This is a genomic window from Asticcacaulis solisilvae, assembly GCF_052327315.1.
Classification (GTDB): domain Bacteria; phylum Pseudomonadota; class Alphaproteobacteria; order Caulobacterales; family Caulobacteraceae; genus Asticcacaulis; species Asticcacaulis solisilvae_B.
Window position 1 is genome coordinate 388579 of record NZ_CP166196.1, and the last position, 17904, is coordinate 406482.

The 17904-nt window shown below is 65.0% G+C and carries 13 protein-coding genes; 3 read left to right on the forward strand and 10 right to left on the reverse strand.

Features of this window, described 5'->3' with window-relative positions; all coding sequences use genetic code 11:
- Positions 1 to 21 precede the first annotated feature (21 nt).
- The 7 genes from AB8717_RS01755 to AB8717_RS01785 all read right to left on the reverse strand — a co-directional run bounded on the left by AB8717_RS01755 (position 22) and on the right by AB8717_RS01785 (position 10675).
- The gene (locus tag AB8717_RS01755; protein WP_443749312.1) at positions 22 to 1794 is read right to left on the reverse strand and encodes an ABC transporter ATP-binding protein; all 1773 of its coding nucleotides are present in this window, start codon (positions 1792 to 1794) and stop codon (positions 22 to 24) included.
- Positions 1794 to 3503, reverse strand: coding sequence for an ABC transporter ATP-binding protein (locus AB8717_RS01760; RefSeq protein ID WP_443749313.1), 1710 nt, complete (start codon positions 3501 to 3503; stop codon positions 1794 to 1796). Before AB8717_RS01760 ends, AB8717_RS01755 begins: the two co-directional genes overlap by 1 nt.
- A 460-nt stretch (positions 3504 to 3963) precedes the next feature.
- Positions 3964 to 6525, reverse strand: coding sequence for a TonB-dependent receptor (locus AB8717_RS01765; RefSeq protein ID WP_443749314.1), 2562 nt, complete (start codon positions 6523 to 6525; stop codon positions 3964 to 3966).
- Positions 6526 to 6653: 128 nt separating this feature from the next.
- Positions 6654 to 8282: a sulfotransferase gene (locus AB8717_RS01770; RefSeq protein WP_443749315.1), complete on the reverse strand. Its 1629-nt coding sequence runs from the start codon at positions 8280 to 8282 to the stop codon at positions 6654 to 6656.
- A gap of 1 nt (position 8283) precedes the next feature.
- A complete protein-coding gene (locus tag AB8717_RS01775; RefSeq protein WP_443749316.1) occupies positions 8284 to 9291 on the reverse strand; it encodes a LacI family DNA-binding transcriptional regulator in 1008 nt (335 codons plus the stop codon).
- A 74-nt stretch (positions 9292 to 9365) separates the two neighbouring features.
- Positions 9366 to 10301, reverse strand: a complete 936-nt coding sequence (locus AB8717_RS01780; RefSeq protein WP_443749317.1) for a sugar phosphate isomerase/epimerase family protein — start codon at positions 10299 to 10301, stop codon at positions 9366 to 9368.
- Positions 10302 to 10303: 2 nt separating this feature from the next.
- The gene (locus AB8717_RS01785; protein ID WP_443749318.1) at positions 10304 to 10675 is read right to left on the reverse strand and encodes a c-type cytochrome; all 372 of its coding nucleotides are present in this window, start codon (positions 10673 to 10675) and stop codon (positions 10304 to 10306) included.
- Positions 10676 to 10984: 309 nt separating this feature from the next.
- Between AB8717_RS01785 and AB8717_RS01790 the strand changes: the two genes are divergently transcribed.
- Both AB8717_RS01790 and AB8717_RS01795 read left to right on the forward strand, forming a co-directional pair.
- Positions 10985 to 11728 carry a hypothetical protein gene (locus tag AB8717_RS01790; RefSeq protein ID WP_443749319.1) on the forward strand — a complete coding sequence of 248 codons (744 nt, stop codon included), beginning with the start codon at positions 10985 to 10987 and terminating at the stop codon, positions 11726 to 11728.
- Positions 11729 to 11875: 147 nt separating this feature from the next.
- A complete protein-coding gene (locus AB8717_RS01795) occupies positions 11876 to 12988 on the forward strand; it encodes a mechanosensitive ion channel family protein (protein ID WP_443749320.1) in 1113 nt (370 codons plus the stop codon).
- 159 nt (positions 12989 to 13147) lie between these two features.
- Here AB8717_RS01795 and AB8717_RS01800 read toward each other — a convergent pair whose 3' ends face one another.
- Positions 13148 to 15133 (reverse strand): erythromycin esterase family protein, encoded by a 1986-nt coding sequence (locus tag AB8717_RS01800; protein WP_443749321.1) that lies wholly within the window; start codon positions 15131 to 15133, stop codon positions 13148 to 13150.
- 220 nt (positions 15134 to 15353) lie between these two features.
- On the opposite strand from AB8717_RS01800, the gene AB8717_RS01805 reads away from it, so the two are divergent.
- On the forward strand, positions 15354 to 15929 hold the full coding sequence (locus AB8717_RS01805; protein ID WP_443749322.1) for a YbhB/YbcL family Raf kinase inhibitor-like protein: 576 nt from the start codon (positions 15354 to 15356) through the stop codon (positions 15927 to 15929).
- 3 nt (positions 15930 to 15932) lie between these two features.
- On the opposite strand, the gene AB8717_RS01810 is transcribed toward AB8717_RS01805, so the two are convergent.
- Together AB8717_RS01810 and AB8717_RS01815 are read right to left on the reverse strand one after the other, a co-directional pair.
- Complete coding sequence (locus tag AB8717_RS01810; protein ID WP_443749323.1) at positions 15933 to 17600, reverse strand: thiamine pyrophosphate-dependent enzyme; 1668 nt, start codon at positions 17598 to 17600, stop codon at positions 15933 to 15935.
- Between the two features lie 25 nt (positions 17601 to 17625).
- Complete coding sequence (locus AB8717_RS01815; protein WP_443749324.1) at positions 17626 to 17877, reverse strand: hypothetical protein; 252 nt, start codon at positions 17875 to 17877, stop codon at positions 17626 to 17628.
- Positions 17878 to 17904: the final 27 nt, after the last annotated feature.

Sequence of the window (17904 nt, forward strand, 5' to 3'; positions counted from 1 at the left end):
CAAAATAAAGGCCTAGCGCCTTTACGACGTCCGCTCGTGGCCCAGCAGCATGTCCATGGCGGCCGCCATCGAGCCTGCCGCCGTCACCGTGCCCCCGCCGACGAAGAAGATTTCGTCGGCGTTCTGGATGGTGTTGAGGCGGTGGGCGATGATGACCCGGGTGGTGGTTTCGGGTAGCCTGGCCAGGACCTCTTCCAGCATCTGCTCGGTGACGGTGTCGATATTGGCGGTGGCCTCGTCCAGGATCAGGATGTCCGGTTCGCGCATCACCGCCCTGAGGAAGGCCACCAGCTGCTTCTGACCCAGTGAAAGCCCGTCGCCCGTGCCCTTGACCGGCGTGTCCAGCCCGCTTTCGCCGAACCGCGCCAGGAAGCCCGCCAGCCCGAGTGCATTCATGCGTTCCGTCAATGCCTCCGTGCCGATATCGCCGAGATCGGGATGGCCGTAGACGATGTTGTCGCGGACCTTGCCGGCCAGCAGGAAGGGGTCTTGCAGGATAAAGCCGATCTTCGCCGCGCGCTCGGCGGCGGTGAAGGTGCGGATGTCCCGGCCTTCCAGATAGACTGTGCCTTCGGTCGGATCGTACAGCCGCGCCATCAGCATGGCCGTCGTGGTCTTGCCGCCGCCGGTCGGGCCGACCAGGGCGTAGGTCTTGCCGCGTTCCAGCGTCAGGTCGACCTTGTCGATCACCGGCTTGCCGCCTGGATAGGCGAACCTGACGTTTTCGAAGGCGAGGAGGGCGCCCGGCTGCTTTGCGGTCTGGCCCGCGTCTTGCGGGAGCTCGACCAGATTGGGTTCGAGCTTCAGCACCTCGGACACGCGGTCCATGGCCGCCATCATGGTCTGCAGGCTGGACCACACCGTCGCCAGCTGGCGCAGCGGATCGTAGAAGGACGACACGTAGAGCAGGTAGCCGACCAGCAGGCCGACGCTGAGCTGGCCGTGCAGGATCAGCCATACGCCAAGTCCCAGCACCAGGATCGAACCCGCGCTGCCTGCAAGCGTATACAGCGGCGCGAACACGCCGGACGCCACGCCGGATGTCACCGAGGCACGATAATTGTCCTGGTTGGCGGCTTTGAACTTCTCGCGGAAATAGTCGACCCGGTTGAAGGCGACGATCACCTGGAAGTTGGCCAGGCTCTCCGAGACATCGCCGGACAAGGCGCCCAGGCTCTCCAGGCTCTTGCGGTTGGCGTGCTTGACCCACGGCGACAGCACACGGGTGAGGACCAGCATGACCAGCGCCGGCGCGAGCGCGACCAGGCCCATCCGCCAGTTCAGGCAGAGCAGGATGATGCCCGCACCCATCACCCGGAACAGGCTGCCGAACATCTGCATCAAGGCCTGAGAAAAGAACTGGTTGATCTTGTCGGTGTCGCTGTTGACGCGCGAGATCAGGTCGCCGGCGCGGTTCTGGGCGAAGAAGGCGATGGGCAGGCGCGACAGCTGGGCGAACAGGCGGCCACGCAGCTTGAACAGCACGTTGCGCCCGACCGTGCCCATGCGCAGGGTCTGGAGATACATGGCCACCAGTCCCACGAGATAGATCGCGGCCAGCAGGCCTGCGTCGCGCAGGAGGAGGCCGTAGTCGCCGTGCTTGATCGCGGTGTCGATGATACGCGCCGTGATCACCGGTCCCAGCAGGTTGGCGGCCGTGCTGACGATTACGCAGGTCACGGCGACCGCGATATGACGGCGTTCGTCGCCCAGCAGGGGCTTCAAGGCCTGCCAGGCCGAGCCCAGACTCTCTTGCTTGCCGCCGGCTGTGGCGGATTTGAGGGTATAGTCCATCACACCGCCTCGTAAGCTTCGGTCGAGCGCTGCGAGCGCAGAATCTGGCCGTATTCGGGACTGGAATGCGCCAGTTCGGCGTGCGTGCCGACGGCCAGCACCTCGCCCTCCATCAACAGCACGATCTGGTCGAAGGCTTCGACCGGCGCGATCTTCTGCGTAATCGAGATCAGCGTCAGGTCGGGATAGTTCCTTTGGACATTGGCCAGAATCCGCGCTTCGGTCGTGACGTCGACCCGGGCGGTGAAGTCGTCGAGGAACAGGACCTTGGGGTTCAAGGCCAGGGCGCGCGCCAGCATGATCCTCTGCTTCTGGCCGCCCGACAGCGACAGGCCGCGTTCGGCGGCGACCGTGTCGAGCCCCTGCGGCAGGCCGTCGATGAAGCCCCGCAGTTCGGCCGTGTCGATCGCCCGGTTTAACTGCGCCTCGTCGACCTTGGTGTTGAAGGCGATGTTTTCGCGCAAAGTCAGGTTGAACAGCTGCGAGTCCTGGAAGACGAAGGCGATCTGGGCGTAGAGGCTGTCACGCGTATAGTCGTCGATGGGCCGGCCGTCGTACAGCACCTGTCCCGAGGCCGGCTGAAGCAGGCCCGTCATGGCATAGAGCAGTTGCGACTTGCCCGCCGCCGTCGGGCCGACGATGGCGGTGCGCGAACGCGGCTTGATGTCGAACGACACGCCTTTCAGCACCTTGCGCTCGCCATAGGCCATGACGAGATCCCGGACCGCGATGGCGCCGGTCAACGGACGCGCGGTTTCGCCGCGCGCCGGTGGCGGCGGGGCGTTCAGGACCTGGCCGATGCGCATGTAGGACGCCTGGGCCTGGCTGATCGACATCGAGGTAAAGCCGATGATGATGATCGGGAAGACCAGTATGGTCAGGTAGGACAGGAAGGCCGACAACTGGCCGACAGTCATCCCGCCGGTGATGACGAAATGGCCGCCGAGGCCGAGGATGATCAGCACGGCGACATTGGTCAGGAAGGTGATCAGCGGGATCATCGAAGCGAACTGGCGCAGGATCTTCATGCCGATGGCGCGCGTCGTCTCCGCCGCCCCGATAAAGCGCGCCGTTTCGCGCGCCTCGGTATTGACCAGGCGGATCAAAGGCGCGCCGACGATCGTCTCGGTCAGCACGCGGTTCATGGTGTCGACCAGGCTCTGGATCTGGCCGAACAGCTTGCCGACCCGGCCCATGATGACGAAGAAACTGGCGGCGATCAGGGGCAGGACGGCCAGCACGGGCAGGGCCAGCTTCCAGTTCAGCCACAACAGAAGGGCGCTGGCGCCGAGGATCACGAAGACCGACGAGATCAGGGTCGGCGCGGCCTGGGCGACGAAGCCCTTGATGGCGTCGACGTCCGAGGTGAAATTGGTCAGCAGCTTGGCCGGCGTCATGGTCTCGACGGCCGAATAGGTCTGCCGCGAAACCACCTCGGCCAGGCGCGTGCGCAGGTCGCGGGCCACACGCTCGGAGGCCATGGTCTGAACCACGTTCTGGAGGTTGCCGAAAATGAAGGTCCCGAGCGCAAGCGCTGCCAGGGACATCAGCGACGCATCGAGGTTGAGGTGGCCCGCGGTAAAAGCGTCGATGGCGTCGGCGGCCACCTTCGGTACGACCAGGTTAAGGGCATTGCCGGCCGCGGTCAGCACAACGAGAATCGCCATCTGGCCTTTGTAGGGCTTCAGCAGCGGCCAAAGGCTCGGCATGGGCGGCCGCTTCGGCTTCGGCGGCGCTTTCGGTTTGTCGGCCAAATCAGAGTCTCCCCTTCGGACCCGCCACCCCCCTGCGGCGACAGACCGATTGCGAATGCCCGCGGCTGCCTGGTCGAGGCCTCCGGCCAGAACCCTGGCGGCGGCGCGACGCTACGCGCGACGACGAGGTAATATCAAATCAAAAGTGCGCCTGTCATCACTTTCGGAGACTGCGGCGAGCGTCTCGGGCGGACGACTGTCACCTGAGTGGCCAAATCGCGCATCAGGGGCTTCTGGGTGGTGCTGGCGGCCCCTGTCCATGCCGCTGGGGGCGCGCGTGACTTTCACATTCCAGCGCAGCCGGGGCCGGCCAGGGCAGCCCGAGCCTCCGTCGTGGCCGGCGCTGTGCGGTAATTGAGCACAAAAAAAGCGCGATGTGTCGCCACATCGCGCTTTTTGTCGCCGGTTCCGGATATCAGAACTTGGTGCCCAACCGAACGCCGACGGTGCGCGGCGTATTGGTGATGATGTAGGAGCGGATATAGCACGATCCGCATTCCTGATAGCGGGCCAGCTGTGCGCGTTCGTCGGTCAGATTGCGGACGAACAGTTCCGCCGTCCAGGTATCCCAGCTGGTGCCGACCGAAATGCTGGTCGTGCTGTAGGCCTTGAGATTGCCCAGCAGCGCCGCCGGATTGACGGTGGCCCAGGTGCCGGTCTCGATCGCCGCGGAGCGGATGTCGGTCGAAGCCGAGGACTGGTAGGCGGTCTCGACCTGCCAGTAGGACGTATACTTGCCGACCGTCCAGCTGTAGCGCGCCACCAGGCTGGCCTTGTATTTCGGCGTGATCGGCAGGCGCGTGCCCTTGGGCGCGGCGACGAAGTCCTGGTTGTGCGTCACGTCCTGGGTCGCGACGCCGCCCGGATACCGGGTCTGGATGGTGTCGACAATGCCCGAGCAGTCGGCCTGGGTGTCGCCTTCGAAGGCGCACAGGGTCTGCTTGGTCTTGGCGTCGGTATAGGCGCCGTTGGCCGTGATCGTCAGGTGCGGGGTCGCCTGCCAGTTCACGTCGGCTTCCAGGCCGTTGATCGTGGCGTCGGGACCGTTGTGGACTTCCGTGAAGCTGTTGGCGCCCAGGTATGAATACTGGAACTTCTGCCATTCCTGCGAATAGACCGCACCGTTGAAATGGACCGTCTTGTCGAACAGGGTCCACTTCCAGCCGAGTTCGGTATTGACCAGGTAGTCGGGCTGGTACGGCGGCACGGTGCCGCGGCGGTTGATGCCGCCCGGACGGAAGCCCTTCGACCAGGTCGTGTAGAGCATCAGGTCGGGCGTCGCCTTCCAGGTCAGGTTCAGCTTGGGCGAGAAGCCCGAGCCCTTGGCGCGCTTGGGGCTGACGGTACCGTCGGCATTCTGCACGCCCAGGTCGGTACAGGGCGTGTTGGCCATGGCCGCCGGCACCAGGGTGCCCGGCGCATCGACGGGGTTGGTGGCGCCGACGGTCGCCGTGGTGAAGCAGCGGCGCACGCCCGACGAGGCGAAGGCGGCGTTGTCGGGACCGCCGAAGCCGAAGAAGCCGATCAGGCTGTTGTCATACGTGAACGACCGCCCGCCGGCGGTGACCGTCAGGGTCGGCGTGATGTCGTAGCTCAACTCGCCGAAAACGGCGGCGTCACGGTCGACGCGCATCTGGTCGGTCAGCCACAGCGTGCCCGGATGGCCGTTGACCGATTCATCGGCGGCCAGGCCCGGCACCTGATAGTCCTGGAAGATGTGGTGCGTCTGGCGCTGGAAGAAGACGCCGCCGACGAAGCGCAAAGGCTTGTCCGACGGCGAGGCGAAGCGCAGTTCGTGGCTTTCCTTGGTGAACTTGTCCTTGCCGATAATCGTCTGGCTGGAATTGATGGTGTCGCCGTTGTCGTTGACGAAGGCGAAGTAGTTGGCCACGCCGCCGTAATAGGCATAGTTCTGGTCGTAGGCCTCGGCGTAGTCGGTATAGTCCTGCTGGGTATCGAGCTTGCGCTCCATCCAGTCGCCGGCATAGGTCACGTCGAAGATGCCGATCTTGCCTTGGAGGGTCAGGGCCGCCTGGTAGAAACGGTCGTGATCGAATTCCGGGAAGAAGTGCTGGACCTTCAGGTCGCCGACGCTTGGGTCGTAGCCGGCCGAGCCCTTGGCCTTGCTGTCCTGGCCCATCAGCGACGCCGTCGCCGTCCAGTTGTCGTCAAGGTCGATCTTCAGAGCGGCGCGGCCGCCGGCGACGTCGTGGGTGTTGTAGTTCTTCTTGACGTACTGGGCGTTGGTCGTGGTGATGCCCGGCAGGTAGCCGCCGGCGCCGTCCGACAGGCCGGTAAAGGTGCGGCTGCCGGCCACGTTGTCGATATAGCCGGCGTCGTGCTGGTCCCAGCCGACGATGCGCAGCGCCATGCGCTGGCCGATCGGCGTGTTGAACATGCCTTCGACCTTGCCGCCGTAGCCGCCGTGGGCCACGCCGTTGCCTTCGACATCAAAGCGGCCGTAGGTCGCGGTGGCGTCGGGCTTGTTGGTGATGATGCGGATCGTGCCGGCTTCGGACGAGGCGCCGTAGAGGGTGCCCTGCGGGCCCGACAGGGATTCGATGCGCGCCACATCGTAGATGTGGACGTCGAGCGGTCCGCCGATGGTCGTCACCGGCTGTTCGTCGAGATAGATGCCGGCCGAGGGCTGCGAGCCCGAATGGTTGCCGTCGCCGCCCGACGCCACGCCGCGGAAATAGACGCTGGAGCCGAGATAGGGATTGTTCTGGTAGGAGACGCTGGGCAGGAGCGCCACGTAGTCGTCGATCCCGGCGACATTGAGCTGGTCCAGCTTCTTCGTCCCTAGCACCTGGATGCTGATCGGCACGCTGGTCAGCTTTTCCGTCCGCTTCTGCGCCGTGACGATGACGTCGGTCGTATCCTCGCTTTTGGTCTGGGCCTGGGCGTGCGCCAGCACGGGCAGGGAACTGAGCATTGTGGTGGAGAGAAGGCAGGCAGCCAGTGTGCGCACGCGCATGAAAACCCCCGGGGTCAGGTTGGTTGTGACAGGTGTGTGACTGTCGCGGCCATGCGTCAATCGCTGATGTCGTTGCTGCGCTGCGAAAAGAAAACTTCGTGACAGAATTGCAACTGACGCCGTTCGGGTCAGCGACGGAAGGCCTGCGGCGCGTTCGGATAGGCGTCGAGCACCGGTCCCAAGGCGGTCTTCAGTGGGCCAAGCCAGGGCTCAAACCCTTGCCAGGCATCGGTTCCGTCACGATTTACCGGGCGCCGGACCTGTTCTGAAGACGGTGTACGCACGGCGCGGCCGGTCTCGAAAAAGCGCAAGGTGGCCTCTTCGAAGTCCAGTCCGCAGGCCGAAACCAGGGCGCGGATCTCGCTTTCCGTATGGTCAACCAAGTGCTCGTGTATTGTGCGGTGCACACAAGCCGGCAGGACGGTATCGACATGCGCCATCAACCGGACGTAGTCGGCATAATAGCGGCCCATGTCGGCAAGGTCGTAGGTGAAATCCTGGCCGCGGGCGAAGTGTTGCTTGAAGTTCGAGAAGCCGCAGGCCAGCGGATGGCGGCGCGCGTCGACGATGGTGGCGTTCGGCAGGATCAGGTGGATGAAGGCGACGTGCGCCCAGTTGTTGGGCAGCTTGTCGATGAACATCGGACGGTCGGTCTTGCGCTGCACCCGCGTGCGGTCGAGATAGTCCTCGCCCAGCTTTTTGAAATCGGCGGCGTCGAGATCGAGGAGACGCGCCGGATACCGTCCGCCGCGCCGGGCGAGGGCCGGCATATCGGCCAGTTCCTGTGTGCCTTCGATCTGCGAATGGCTCGACAGGATCTGCTCGATCAGGGTCGAGCCGGCGCGGGGCATGCCCAGGATGAAGATCGGATCGCGCGCCGGACAGCCGACGCCCTGGCGCTCGGCAAAGAACCGCGGCGTGAACAGATCGATGCTTTCGTCGACCATGGCGGTGATAACGCCGGCATCGTAGCGATCGGATCGGCGGCGAAGCGCGTTGCCCGTGGCGTAATGGGCGAAGGACGCCGCATAGTCCCTGCGGTCTTCCAGCGCCTTGCCGAGCGCGAAGTCGAGATGCAGGCGGTCGGCATCCTTCAGGCCCGGCGTTTTCAGCGCCTTTTGCATGACGGCGACATCGTCGTCGCTGAAGCGATAGGTCTTGAGGTTGGCCAGACTCCACCACACCTCGCCGAGGTGCGGATTGAGCGCAAGCGCCTCGCGGTAAGCTTTGATCCCGTCGTCGCTGCGCCCGATCGTCTTCAGCGTATGGGCATAGCTCATCCAGACGCGCGGCTGGTTCGGCGCGTCCTTCAGGATGGCCTCGTACAGCCCCAATGCCTCCTCGAACTCGCCGATGCGGCCGAGCGCGGCGGCCTTGAGATTGGCCGGGCCCAGGCTATCGCTGTCGAGGTCTTCGTCGAGCAACCGGTCGAGCTCGGCTATAGCTTCGACGGAGCGGTTCTGGCGATAGAGGACGGTGGCCAGGTTTGCGCGGGCGGCGCCGAAGCCCGGCGCCAGTTCCAGCGCCCGCCGCAGCAGCGTTTCGGAATCGCGGAAACGGCCGATGCGCGCCGCCACCTCGGCCAGCAGGCGGATGGCGGCGACGTCGAACGGATTTTCCTTCAGGTATGCCCGCAGAGCGCGCTCCGCCTCGGGAATCCGGTTGTCGTGCAGGTCGAGCGCGGCGGCGACCAGGCGCGGATTAGTGAGGGCTGCGGCGACGGCGCGTTGCGATGTCTCGTCGCCCGCCCCCGTCATATCAGCCCTTCGGAGCCGCGGTCGAGGCGCGCAGGACCAGTTCGTGCGGCAGGGTCAGGTTGACGCGGCGGCTGGCGTGGCGTTCCAGGATATCGATCAGCAATTCGACCGTCTTGACGCCGATCTCGCGCATCGGCTGGCGCACGGTGGTCAGGGGCGGGGCGGCGAAGCGTGACGACGCGATGTCGTCGAAGCCGACGACCGAAACGTCGCGCGGGCAGTCGAGGCCGGTTTCGCGCAGGGTATGGCAGGCGCCGAACGCCATGTCGTCGCTGAAGCAGAAGATGGCCGTCGGGCGCGGAGTCATGGCCATCAGGTCGGCGGTCAGGCGCGCGCCGGATTCGATCGAATAGTCGCCGCTGACGATCGTGAGCCCGCTGGCGAGACCCCGGGCGCCGGCGCTGTCCTTGGCGCCTTTGAGGCGGTCGCGGCTGATCGGGCTCGACAGGTCGCCGGTGATGATGCCGACGGTCTTGTGTCCCAGGCCGTAAAGGTGCTCCATGACCTCGTGCGCCGCGGCGGCATTGTCGATGTGGACGCTGGAGACCGGCAGGGTGTCGGTATATTCGCAGCCGTTGACGACCGGCGCGGCCGGGCCCTGGCGCTCGATCATTTCCGCCAGCGAGTCCGGGATGTGGTGACCCAGGAAGATCAGCCCGTCGGCCTCGCGCCGGCGCAGCAGGCCGGCATAGACCTCCTCGCTGTCGGAATTGGAGCCGACATCGCCCAGCAGCACGGCATAGCCGGCGGCCTGGGCGGTCTCCTCGGCGCCGCGGATGATGCTGGCGAAGAACGGGTTGGCGATATCGGGAACGGTGACGATGATGCGGCTGGACTTCAGGGTGCGCAGCGACTTGGCCATGGCGTTGGGCGCGTAGCCCAGTTGCTCGATGGCTTCGGCGACGCGCACGGCGGTGTCGGTCGACACGTGCTCATAGCCGTTGAGCACGCGCGACACCGTCGCGGTCGATACGCCCGCCAGACGGGCAACGTCGGAAATTGTCGACATGAAAAACCTTGGCTCGCCGATACGCTGCAAAAGTCGTCTTTACGCGGACTTTCTACGAGTCGCTATCTTTTTACCTAACGAAACGATTTTGACCGGCGGATTTCGTCGCTGCTGATCCGCAGGGACTCCATGACGGGGCGAAGATAGGGCAGCTCCTGCTCGATGAAATAGCCCTTGACCCCGGTCTCGCGCGCGGTGGCCAAAACCGGTCCCCAGTCGATGACGCCACGGCCGACCTCGACCGAGCGCCAGCCGAGGGGCGCCGAGGCGTCCCTGACCATGTCCTTGACGTGCAGCAGGTCGATGCGTCCGGCATATTGCCTGAGGATCGGCAGGGGATCGTGCCCACCCGCTACCACCCAGCCGATATCGAGTTCGAACCGCAGGGCGTCGCTGGACTTTGCCAGCAGGCTGTAGCCGGTGACGCCGTTCCAGTCGCGGAACTCCATCGGATGGTTGTGATAGGTCATGACCAGGCCGGACTGCCGCGCCAGCGGCACCAGCCCCGCCAGGTGCGCGGCGTTCTGCTTCCACCCGTCCAGCGTCATCGTCTCATACATGGCTTCAAGCCACGGTTTCGACGGATCGAGCGTGCCGACCGTCAGCGGCGAGGCACAGACGATCCAGGTGGCGCCCAGCGTGCGGGCGTTGGCCATGTGGGCTTCGGGGCTGGCGATCAGGTCGGCCATGCTGGCGTGGTAGCTTTTGCACACCAGGCCGGCGTCCTCGATGTGCGTGCGCAGGGTGGCGGCGCTCATGCCGTAAAGGCCGGCGGTTTCCACCGTCGCGAAGCCGAGGCCCTTCAGGGCCTTCAGCGTCGCCATCGGATTGGCCTTCATCTCGGCATTGACGGTCCACAGCTGGATGCCCATCGGCCAGCGCGCATGGGCCGGAGGCCTGGCGGGCCGTACAGGGTGCGAATGGGACTTATGGTGGCGCGCCACGGCGCTGCCGGCCATCAGAGCGCTGCCCAGCGCCAGGGTGAAGGAACGGCGGGACAGGGGCGTCATGGTCAGTCGTGCAGGGTCTTGAGGTAGTCGATGATGGCCTGGCGCTTTGCGGCATCCTTCAGCCCGCCATAGGGCATGCGGTTGCCGGGAATTCTGGCCTGCGGCGCCGCGATGTAGGCGTCGAGCGCGGCGGCGTCCCAGGTCACGCCGGAACCGGTCATGGCCTTCGAATAGCTGAAGCCGGGCACGGCGCCCGCCCGGCGTCCGACGACGCCATAAAGCGACGGCCCGAAGCCGTTCTTGCCCTTCTCGACCGAGTGACAGCCCCTGCAGGCGCCGAATGCGGCCTGGCCGGCGGTGGGGGTGTCGTCGGCGTGCGCGGCCGAGGCCGTTGCAAGCAGGAACAGGGTAGCGGGAAGCAGGTGGCGCAGCATGAAATGGATCCCCCGTGTGGCGGCGCGCTACTCTTCGCGACTTTGGCCAATTTTGGCAAGCCTGCAATTTATTGTGCGGCGCAGCAATAAATTTACAGGCTTTTTACAGGGGGCGGAAGGCGGGGCTACGTCATCCTTACCTGTGCCCCCTTAGAATATACGGGTCTGTTACTTCACGGTTACAGATCATCCAAGCATGACTATGAACAATCATAGCCAGTTCTCAGTCTGTCCCCAGACGTCACCGCTCAACAGATCGCAAATTCAGTGCCGATCAAATCGCGAATCCCTTCGCGAAAAGGAGAACCCATGCCCAGACAAGACGACGATTATCGTTCGAACGACCGCGACCGCGATGAAAACGGCCGCTTCCAAAGCTCCGGCGGCCCGGCTCAGTCGCGCTCGCGCGACGATGACGACGACTACCGCGCGTCCGGCCGCTCTTCCGGCCAGTCCTCAGGTCAGGGCCGCGGCTGGTACGGTGATCCGGAAGGCCATGCCGAAGCCGGCCGCCACAGCCACGATAACGACCGGGGCACGTCGCGTTCGCGCAGCCGCGACGATGACGATTACGAGGACTGGCACGCCTACGGGCACAGCCGCGGCTATCACCAGCGCTCGGACCGCCGTCGCGACGAAGAAGGCCGTTATGCCAGCGGATCTTCCCGTGGCGGCCAATCTTACGGCCAGTCTTCGGGCCAGGGCCGCGGCTGGTTCGGCGACCCGGATGGCCATGCCGAAGCCGGGCGTCACAGCCACGACAACGATCGCGGCGGTTCGCGCGGCAGCAGCCGTTACGACGACGACAACCGCTATCAGTCGTCAGGCCGTGGCAGCAGCCGGGACCGCGAGGATCAGGGCCGCTTCGCGTCGGACGACGACGATCGCGGCTACCAGTCGCGCGGTCGCTCGCGTCAGGACGACGACTACCGTTCGTCGAACCGCGGCCAGTCTGCCCGAGGTGAGTCTGGCCGCGGTGAGTCTGCCCGAGGTGAGTCGTCCCGTTCGCAGGATCGTGACGAAAACGGCCGCTTTGCCGGCAGCCGCCACTGATCGCATCCCAAAACGGTGAGCAGCAAAAAGGGAGGCGGAGCCATCCGTCTCCCTTTTTGCACGTTTTTTATCCTGGCCGGCCACCTGGCCATTTCCGCCTTACCGGGCGGGAAGGCACGGTCCGCCGGCAAAGGATACGGTAAGCTTATGACGGCAGTCGAGACATTCTGGACGAATATCCAGGCCTGGTGGTGGCATCTGGTGGGCCTCGGTCCGGTGGCGCTGGCGATCAATGCCGGCCTGACCGTGGCGGTCATGGCCGTCGCGGTTGTGGTCGAACGGATCGTCGACTGGGCCATGTGCCGCGCCTTGTCCCGCCTCCCGCACGAATCGACCGCGGACCGCAATCTCAGGTCCGCCAAGGCGCTCAGGCTGACACGGTGGGCCCTGCGCGTGGCCGCCGCCGCGCTTGCCCTGGTCATTATCGCCGGAATCTGGGGCATGGACATCATGGCCTGGGCGTCCAGGGGCGACGGGCAGCGCATCGCGACCACGGCCATGCGCGTGCTGACGGTACTGGTCCTGACCGCCGTCGCCATGGAGGGCGTGGGCCTGTTCACGCGCACGGCGATCCACAGGCTGCGCACCCATGACGGCGATCCGCGCCGCGAGGCCCAGCTCGAGACCCTGGGACCGATCGTTCGTCGCATCCTGCAAGCGGTCATCATGGTGCTGGCGGTGATGACGCTGCTCAGCCAGGTCGGTGTGCAGATCGGCCCCATACTGGCGGGGGCCGGCGTGGCCGGCATCGCGGTCGGCTTCGGCGCCCAGACCCTGGTCAAGGACTTCTTCACAGGCTTCTTCCTGCTGGTCGAGGATATCGTGGCCATCGGCGACGTCGTGCAGATCCAGGCCTATGCCGGGCAGGTGGAGGACATGACCCTGCGCACCATCCGCCTGCGCGATTCCGACGGGACGCTTCATATTTTCCCGTATGGTGAGGCGCAGATCATCCACAACATGACCAAGACCTTCTCCTATGCGGCGGCGGACCTGCCGGTGCGTTACGACACCGACGTCGACCGCGCCATGCAGGTCATGCGCGACACGGCCGCCCGGCTGCGCAAGGACGCGCATTTCGGCCCGATGATCCTCGAGGACATGGAAATCATCGGAGTCGACCTGCTGTCGGATGTCGGTGTCATTCTCAAGGGCCGGATTCGCACCCGGCCGGCGGAGCGCTGGGTCGTGCTGCGCGAATACAACCGCCGGATCAAGCACGCCTTCGACGAAGCCGGCATCGTGATGACGCACAAGTAGCACGCGCGCCCCGGATCACACGGATTTCACAGATTGTTCCGGGTGCCGGGCAGTCGTTGGCGGACGGCGTGAATGCCCGTCCCGCGAAAGGTTTTCGCTCCCGGTCCGGCACAATCCTTCTGATTTTTCGGAAGAAACCTATGTGGCTTGCGGATCGCCTTAAAGCCCCGTCGGATAGGTCTCGCCGGCGTGCAGCTCGGGCTCCCACGCCCTCGTTTCGGGCAGGGGCTGGAGCGCGCTGGTCTGGTCGAGGTGGATGACCGCGTCGAACTCGTCCGGCAGGGCGACGTCGTAATAGTGGGTCTGGCGCTCGGTGTCGGGCCGGTAGATGACACCGATGAAGCGCGAAATACGCGGTTCCTCCAGCAGGTGGCGGACCTCGGGCCGGTCACGGAGGTTCAGCAGGAATTCCGGCATGCCGACGCGATGCAGAATGTCCTCGATGCTGCCGGCCAGGGCGTCGCGCACCTGTTTTGTCTCATGGGGACGGTCCCAGTCCTCGGCGGCGGTGACGGTGCCGTTATAGGTCGAAAAGCCGATGAGCAGGCTTTCATCCGGGTGACGCTGGCGCACCAGCTGACCGAGGTTCAACTCGCCGCGGCGTCGCATGTCGGTCGCGCGGGCGTCACCGATATGCGAATTGTGCGCCCACACCACGATACGGGCCGGCCGCCCCTGCTGCTCGCCGAGGAAGTCCGCCAGTTCGTCGAGCGTATCGGCCATATGCGTGTCGCGGACATTCCACGACCGTGGCCGGCCGCGGAACATGGCGCGATAATAGACCTCGGCATTCTTGACCAGGCGGGCATTCTGCTCGGCGGAGAAGAAGGCCTCGCCATCGAGCGCGCCGTCGTGGTCAAGCCAGGCGAAGGTGTTCTGGCGCAGGTCGCGCAGTTGCGCCGCCAGTTCGTCCTCGCACGACGCGTCTCCCGCGCGTCCGGTCATGTAGCCATAGGCTTCAGGATCCGCATAGGCCGTCATGCAGCCGTAGCGGCTGCGCGCCCGCTTCGCCGCTTCCGGATCGACGGACTCGAGATAGGCGACAACCGCGTCGATCGAGCTGTTGAGGCTGTAGAGGTCGAGACCGTAAAAGCCCACGGCGCCGCGCCGTGAGCGGATATTGTAGTCGTGCAGCCAGTCGACGAATCCCCGCACCTCGGTATTGCGCCACACCCACGTCGGGAAGCGGCGGAAGTCGCTTAAGGCTTCGGCGGCGCTGGCCACCTTGTCGCTCTTGAGATAGCGATTGACGGTGAAGGCGTCGGGCCAGTCGGCCTCGACCGCCACGGCCATGAACCCCTTCTCCTCGATCAGCCGGCGGGTTATCTCGGCGCGGCGGCGGTAAAATTCGGCGGTGCCGTGGCTGGCCTCGCCGATCAGCACGAAGCGTGCGTTTTCCGCCATGACCATCAGGGCGTCATAATCGCCGCGGGCGCCGGTCAGCGGCGTGGCGAAGGGGCGCAGCCGGCCGGCTATGATATCGGCGTGCCCGCGCGCCGGTTCGGGTGCGAAGGCGCCGGCCTCCTTCAGCAGGCGAACGACCTCGGCATCGGGCACCTGGTCGAAGCGCTCGTAATTCAGGCCGACACTGTAGAAGGGGTGCGGGCGCATCAGGCAGAAGACCTCGTCGGCTTCCGGCAGGTCGTTGTCCTCGCACGGCGGGGCCACGGGAATGGCGGCGATCAGCCGTTTCGGGCCTTCGCGGCGAAGCGCCTTCAGGGCGGCACGCAGGGACGCGCCCGTGGCGACGCCGTCGTCGACGACGATTACCGTCTTGTCGCGCACCTTGGGGTAGGCCTTGCCGTCGCGATAAATCCGTTCGCGCCGCTTCAGCTCGATGGCTTCGGCCTCCGCGACCTGCTCGATCGCGGCTTCGTCGATATTGCACGCCTTGACGACATCGTCGTTCATGACGCGCAAGCCGCCCGACGCCACGGCGCCCATGGCGATTTCCGGATTGGACGGCAGACCCAGCTTGCGCACCAGGAAGACGTCCAGCGGCAGGCCAAGCGCCCTGGCGATCTCGAACCCCACCGGCACGCCGCCGCGCGGCAGGGCCAGGACGATACAGTCGCGTGTGCCGGCGAATTCGCTTAACTGACGGGCCAGGTCCCGGCCGGCTTGCCGGCGGTCGTGCAGTCGCATGGCGCTCTCCCATCGTCTGACGTTTACGTGTGGTGTCTGCCTTTGCACCTAAGGGAAAAAGCCGGATAGACGGGAGGGTCGTCAGGATTCCATAAGTATCGAAATGGGGTGACAGAGGGCTGTACGGGGGCTACGATACGCCAGGCCGGGGACTTTGTTTGTCGCGCATCCTTTCCCAAAAACCGCTTCACACTTTGGGGATGCGCTTGAAGGAGACATCATGCTACTCACAGTCAGCGTCGAAGGAATCCAGCCCGGCAAGCCCATCGATACGCGCTTCGCCTTTTGCACGGCGGATGGCCATGGCGGCAGCATGCCCGCCGGCAATATCAGCCCCGCCATCAAATGGTCCGGTGCGCCGGGCGATGTGGAATCCTTCGCCGTGATCTGTGTAGACCGCGACGTCCCGGCTGATTTTTCCAACGCCAACCGCGCCGACGCGGTCATCGAAGAGGATGCGCCGCGCCGCAACTTTTATCATTGGCTGATGGTCGATATTCCGCCGATCATCAGCCATCTCGACGCCGGCACCGAAGGCTACGGCCTGATCGGCAAGAACAGCTATGGCGACAGCGCCAAGGGCGCGAACGGCTATGACGGGCCGTGCCCGCCGTTCAACGACCTGCGCCTGCACCGCTATCACTTCCTTGTCTATGCCCTGGGTGTGAAGACGCTGAACCTGCCGAAAGGCTTTACGGGCGAGCAGGCCGAAAAGGCGATTGCCGGCCACGTGCTGGCCCACGGCGAACTCATCGCCACCTACACGACCAACCCCAAGGTCCAGCAGGTCGCGTAGACCTCAGCCAAGCGCTTCCTTTATCTTTGCCTGGGCGACATGCGTCGCCTGGGCCAGGGTGATCCGGGGGGGAATGAACATGACGCCGGGGTCGATCATTACGTCCAGTACGAACGGCACCGGGCTTTTCAATCCCCGTTCGATGGCGGAGGGTAAATCCGCGGTGTCGTTGATGCGCACGCCATCCCCGCCGCACAGTTCGGCGAAAGCCGCGAAATTGGGGTTGTGCAGGTGGGTTTCGTAGGCCGGCATGCCCTTGCCCTCCTGTTCCATCTCGATCATGCCCAGGGTCTGGTTGTTGAACACGACGATCAGCATGGGCAGCTTGTACTTCACCGCCGTCGAAAAGTCGGTCATCAGCATGGAAAAGCCGCCATCGCCGGTCAGCGCAACGACCGGGCGGCCGGGGTAGGCCATCTTCGCGCCGATCGCCGCGCCCATGGAATAGGCCATGGTGGCGAGAATTCCGGAAACGGTGAAGCGTTGTCCGGCCTTGATCTGCAGGTACCGCGCCGTCCAGCCGGTGACCAGACCGGTGTCGCAGACAAAGATCGCATCGCTGGGCGCCGCCTGTCCGACTTCATAGGCCAGCCGGCCGGGATGGACCGGCCTTGACGGCTTTTGCGCGTCCTTCGCCATCTCCCGGCGCCATGTTTCCATGTGCTTCTGCGCGTCGTGCAGGAAGCCGCGTCCAGCCTTCTGGTTCAGCCGCGGCAGCAAGGCGTCGATGACCGCGCCCGCGTCCCCGGCAATACCGGCGTCGACCGGCAGCCGTTTTCCGATCGCACCGGGATCGAGATCGATCTGGACGGTCTTCACGTGCTGGGGCAGGAATTCGACATAGGGAAAGTTGGTGCCGATCATCAGCAGAAGGTCGGCATGGTCCATGGCGTGGAGCGCGGGCTTGACGCCCAGATTGCCGATGCCGCCGATGGACAGGGGATGCGACTCCGGAAACAGCTCCTTGCCGCGCAGGGCGTGCACGATCGGAGCTCCGATGGTTTCAGCCAGCTTGAAGACCTTGCACTCGGCGCCACGGCAGCCGATGCCGGCGAGGATGACCGGCTTTTCCGCCTCATTGATCAGCTTCGCCGCGTGTGCGACGTCGCGGCCGCTTTCCGGCTCGACGCGCAGCTCCGGGACGCGCACATGCCAGCGGTCGGCTTCCGAAACCGTCCGCGTCGCGATATCGAGCGGAATGTTGAGGTGGGCGACGCCGCGCTTTTCGATGGCGGCCTGGATGGCCTGGACGGCGACATAGGGAAAATGCTCGGGCGAGGTGACCACCTGGTTATAGACGGTCACATCCTTGAACAGGGCGTGCAAGTCGACTTCCTGCTGGTAGTCGCTGCCCATCATGCTCGTTGAAATCTGGCCGGTAATGGCCAGTACCGGCGCCCGGTCGCACTTGGCGTCGTACAGCGCGTTCAAAAGATGGATCGCGCCCGGGCCGGACGTGCCGGCGCACACACCGAGCCGGCCGGTAAGCTTGGCCTGCCCCACGGCGGCGAACGCGCCCGACTCTTCGTGGTTGACGTGAACGAAACGGACCTTGTCCTGGGTGCGGATGGCTTCCGTCAGGGCGTTGATCGAGTCGCCGGGCACGCCGAAAACCTGCTGCACGCCGATTTCACCGAGCAGCCGGACCAGCAGTTCGCAGACATTGGGCATGAATGCCTCCAATTTTCAGGAAATTTCAGGGCCGTGAATTGGCCAGCACACCATCATCGACGTCTTCGGCATTGTCGCCGTCGATGATTTCCGGATCGATGCCGGCGCGAAGGAATCCATGCAGCTCCGTATCGTCATTGGCGGCCAGCGTAACCAGATGCTCCAGTTCCGCCCGTGCCTTGAACAGTTCGATTTCGCCGCGCTGGAGGAGGGTCAGGACCCCGTCGATATGTTTGTTCAGCGCCTTGACGTCGTCTTCGGTGAGGGTAATGGCCATGACGTGCCTCCGGGTCTGCGATACCGC

Coding starts and splice junctions, on each gene's coding strand:
- AB8717_RS01785 (WP_443749318.1), bottom strand. CDS start 10,675: ATGCTGCGCCACCTGCTTCCCGCTACCCTGTTCCTGCTTGCAACGGCC.
- AB8717_RS01795 (WP_443749320.1), top strand. CDS start 11,876: ATGACGGCAGTCGAGACATTCTGGACGAATATCCAGGCCTGGTGGTGG.
- AB8717_RS01765 (WP_443749314.1), bottom strand. CDS start 6,525: ATGCGCGTGCGCACACTGGCTGCCTGCCTTCTCTCCACCACAATGCTC.
- AB8717_RS01790 (WP_443749319.1), top strand. CDS start 10,985: ATGCCCAGACAAGACGACGATTATCGTTCGAACGACCGCGACCGCGAT.
- AB8717_RS01815 (WP_443749324.1), bottom strand. CDS start 17,877: ATGGCCATTACCCTCACCGAAGACGACGTCAAGGCGCTGAACAAACAT.
- AB8717_RS01775 (WP_443749316.1), bottom strand. CDS start 9,291: ATGTCGACAATTTCCGACGTTGCCCGTCTGGCGGGCGTATCGACCGCG.
- AB8717_RS01780 (WP_443749317.1), bottom strand. CDS start 10,301: ATGACGCCCCTGTCCCGCCGTTCCTTCACCCTGGCGCTGGGCAGCGCT.
- AB8717_RS01805 (WP_443749322.1), top strand. CDS start 15,354: ATGCTACTCACAGTCAGCGTCGAAGGAATCCAGCCCGGCAAGCCCATC.
- AB8717_RS01800 (WP_443749321.1), bottom strand. CDS start 15,133: ATGCGACTGCACGACCGCCGGCAAGCCGGCCGGGACCTGGCCCGTCAG.
- AB8717_RS01755 (WP_443749312.1), bottom strand. CDS start 1,794: ATGGACTATACCCTCAAATCCGCCACAGCCGGCGGCAAGCAAGAGAGT.
- AB8717_RS01810 (WP_443749323.1), bottom strand. CDS start 17,600: ATGCCCAATGTCTGCGAACTGCTGGTCCGGCTGCTCGGTGAAATCGGC.
- AB8717_RS01760 (WP_443749313.1), bottom strand. CDS start 3,503: ATGCCGAGCCTTTGGCCGCTGCTGAAGCCCTACAAAGGCCAGATGGCG.
- AB8717_RS01770 (WP_443749315.1), bottom strand. CDS start 8,282: ATGACGGGGGCGGGCGACGAGACATCGCAACGCGCCGTCGCCGCAGCC.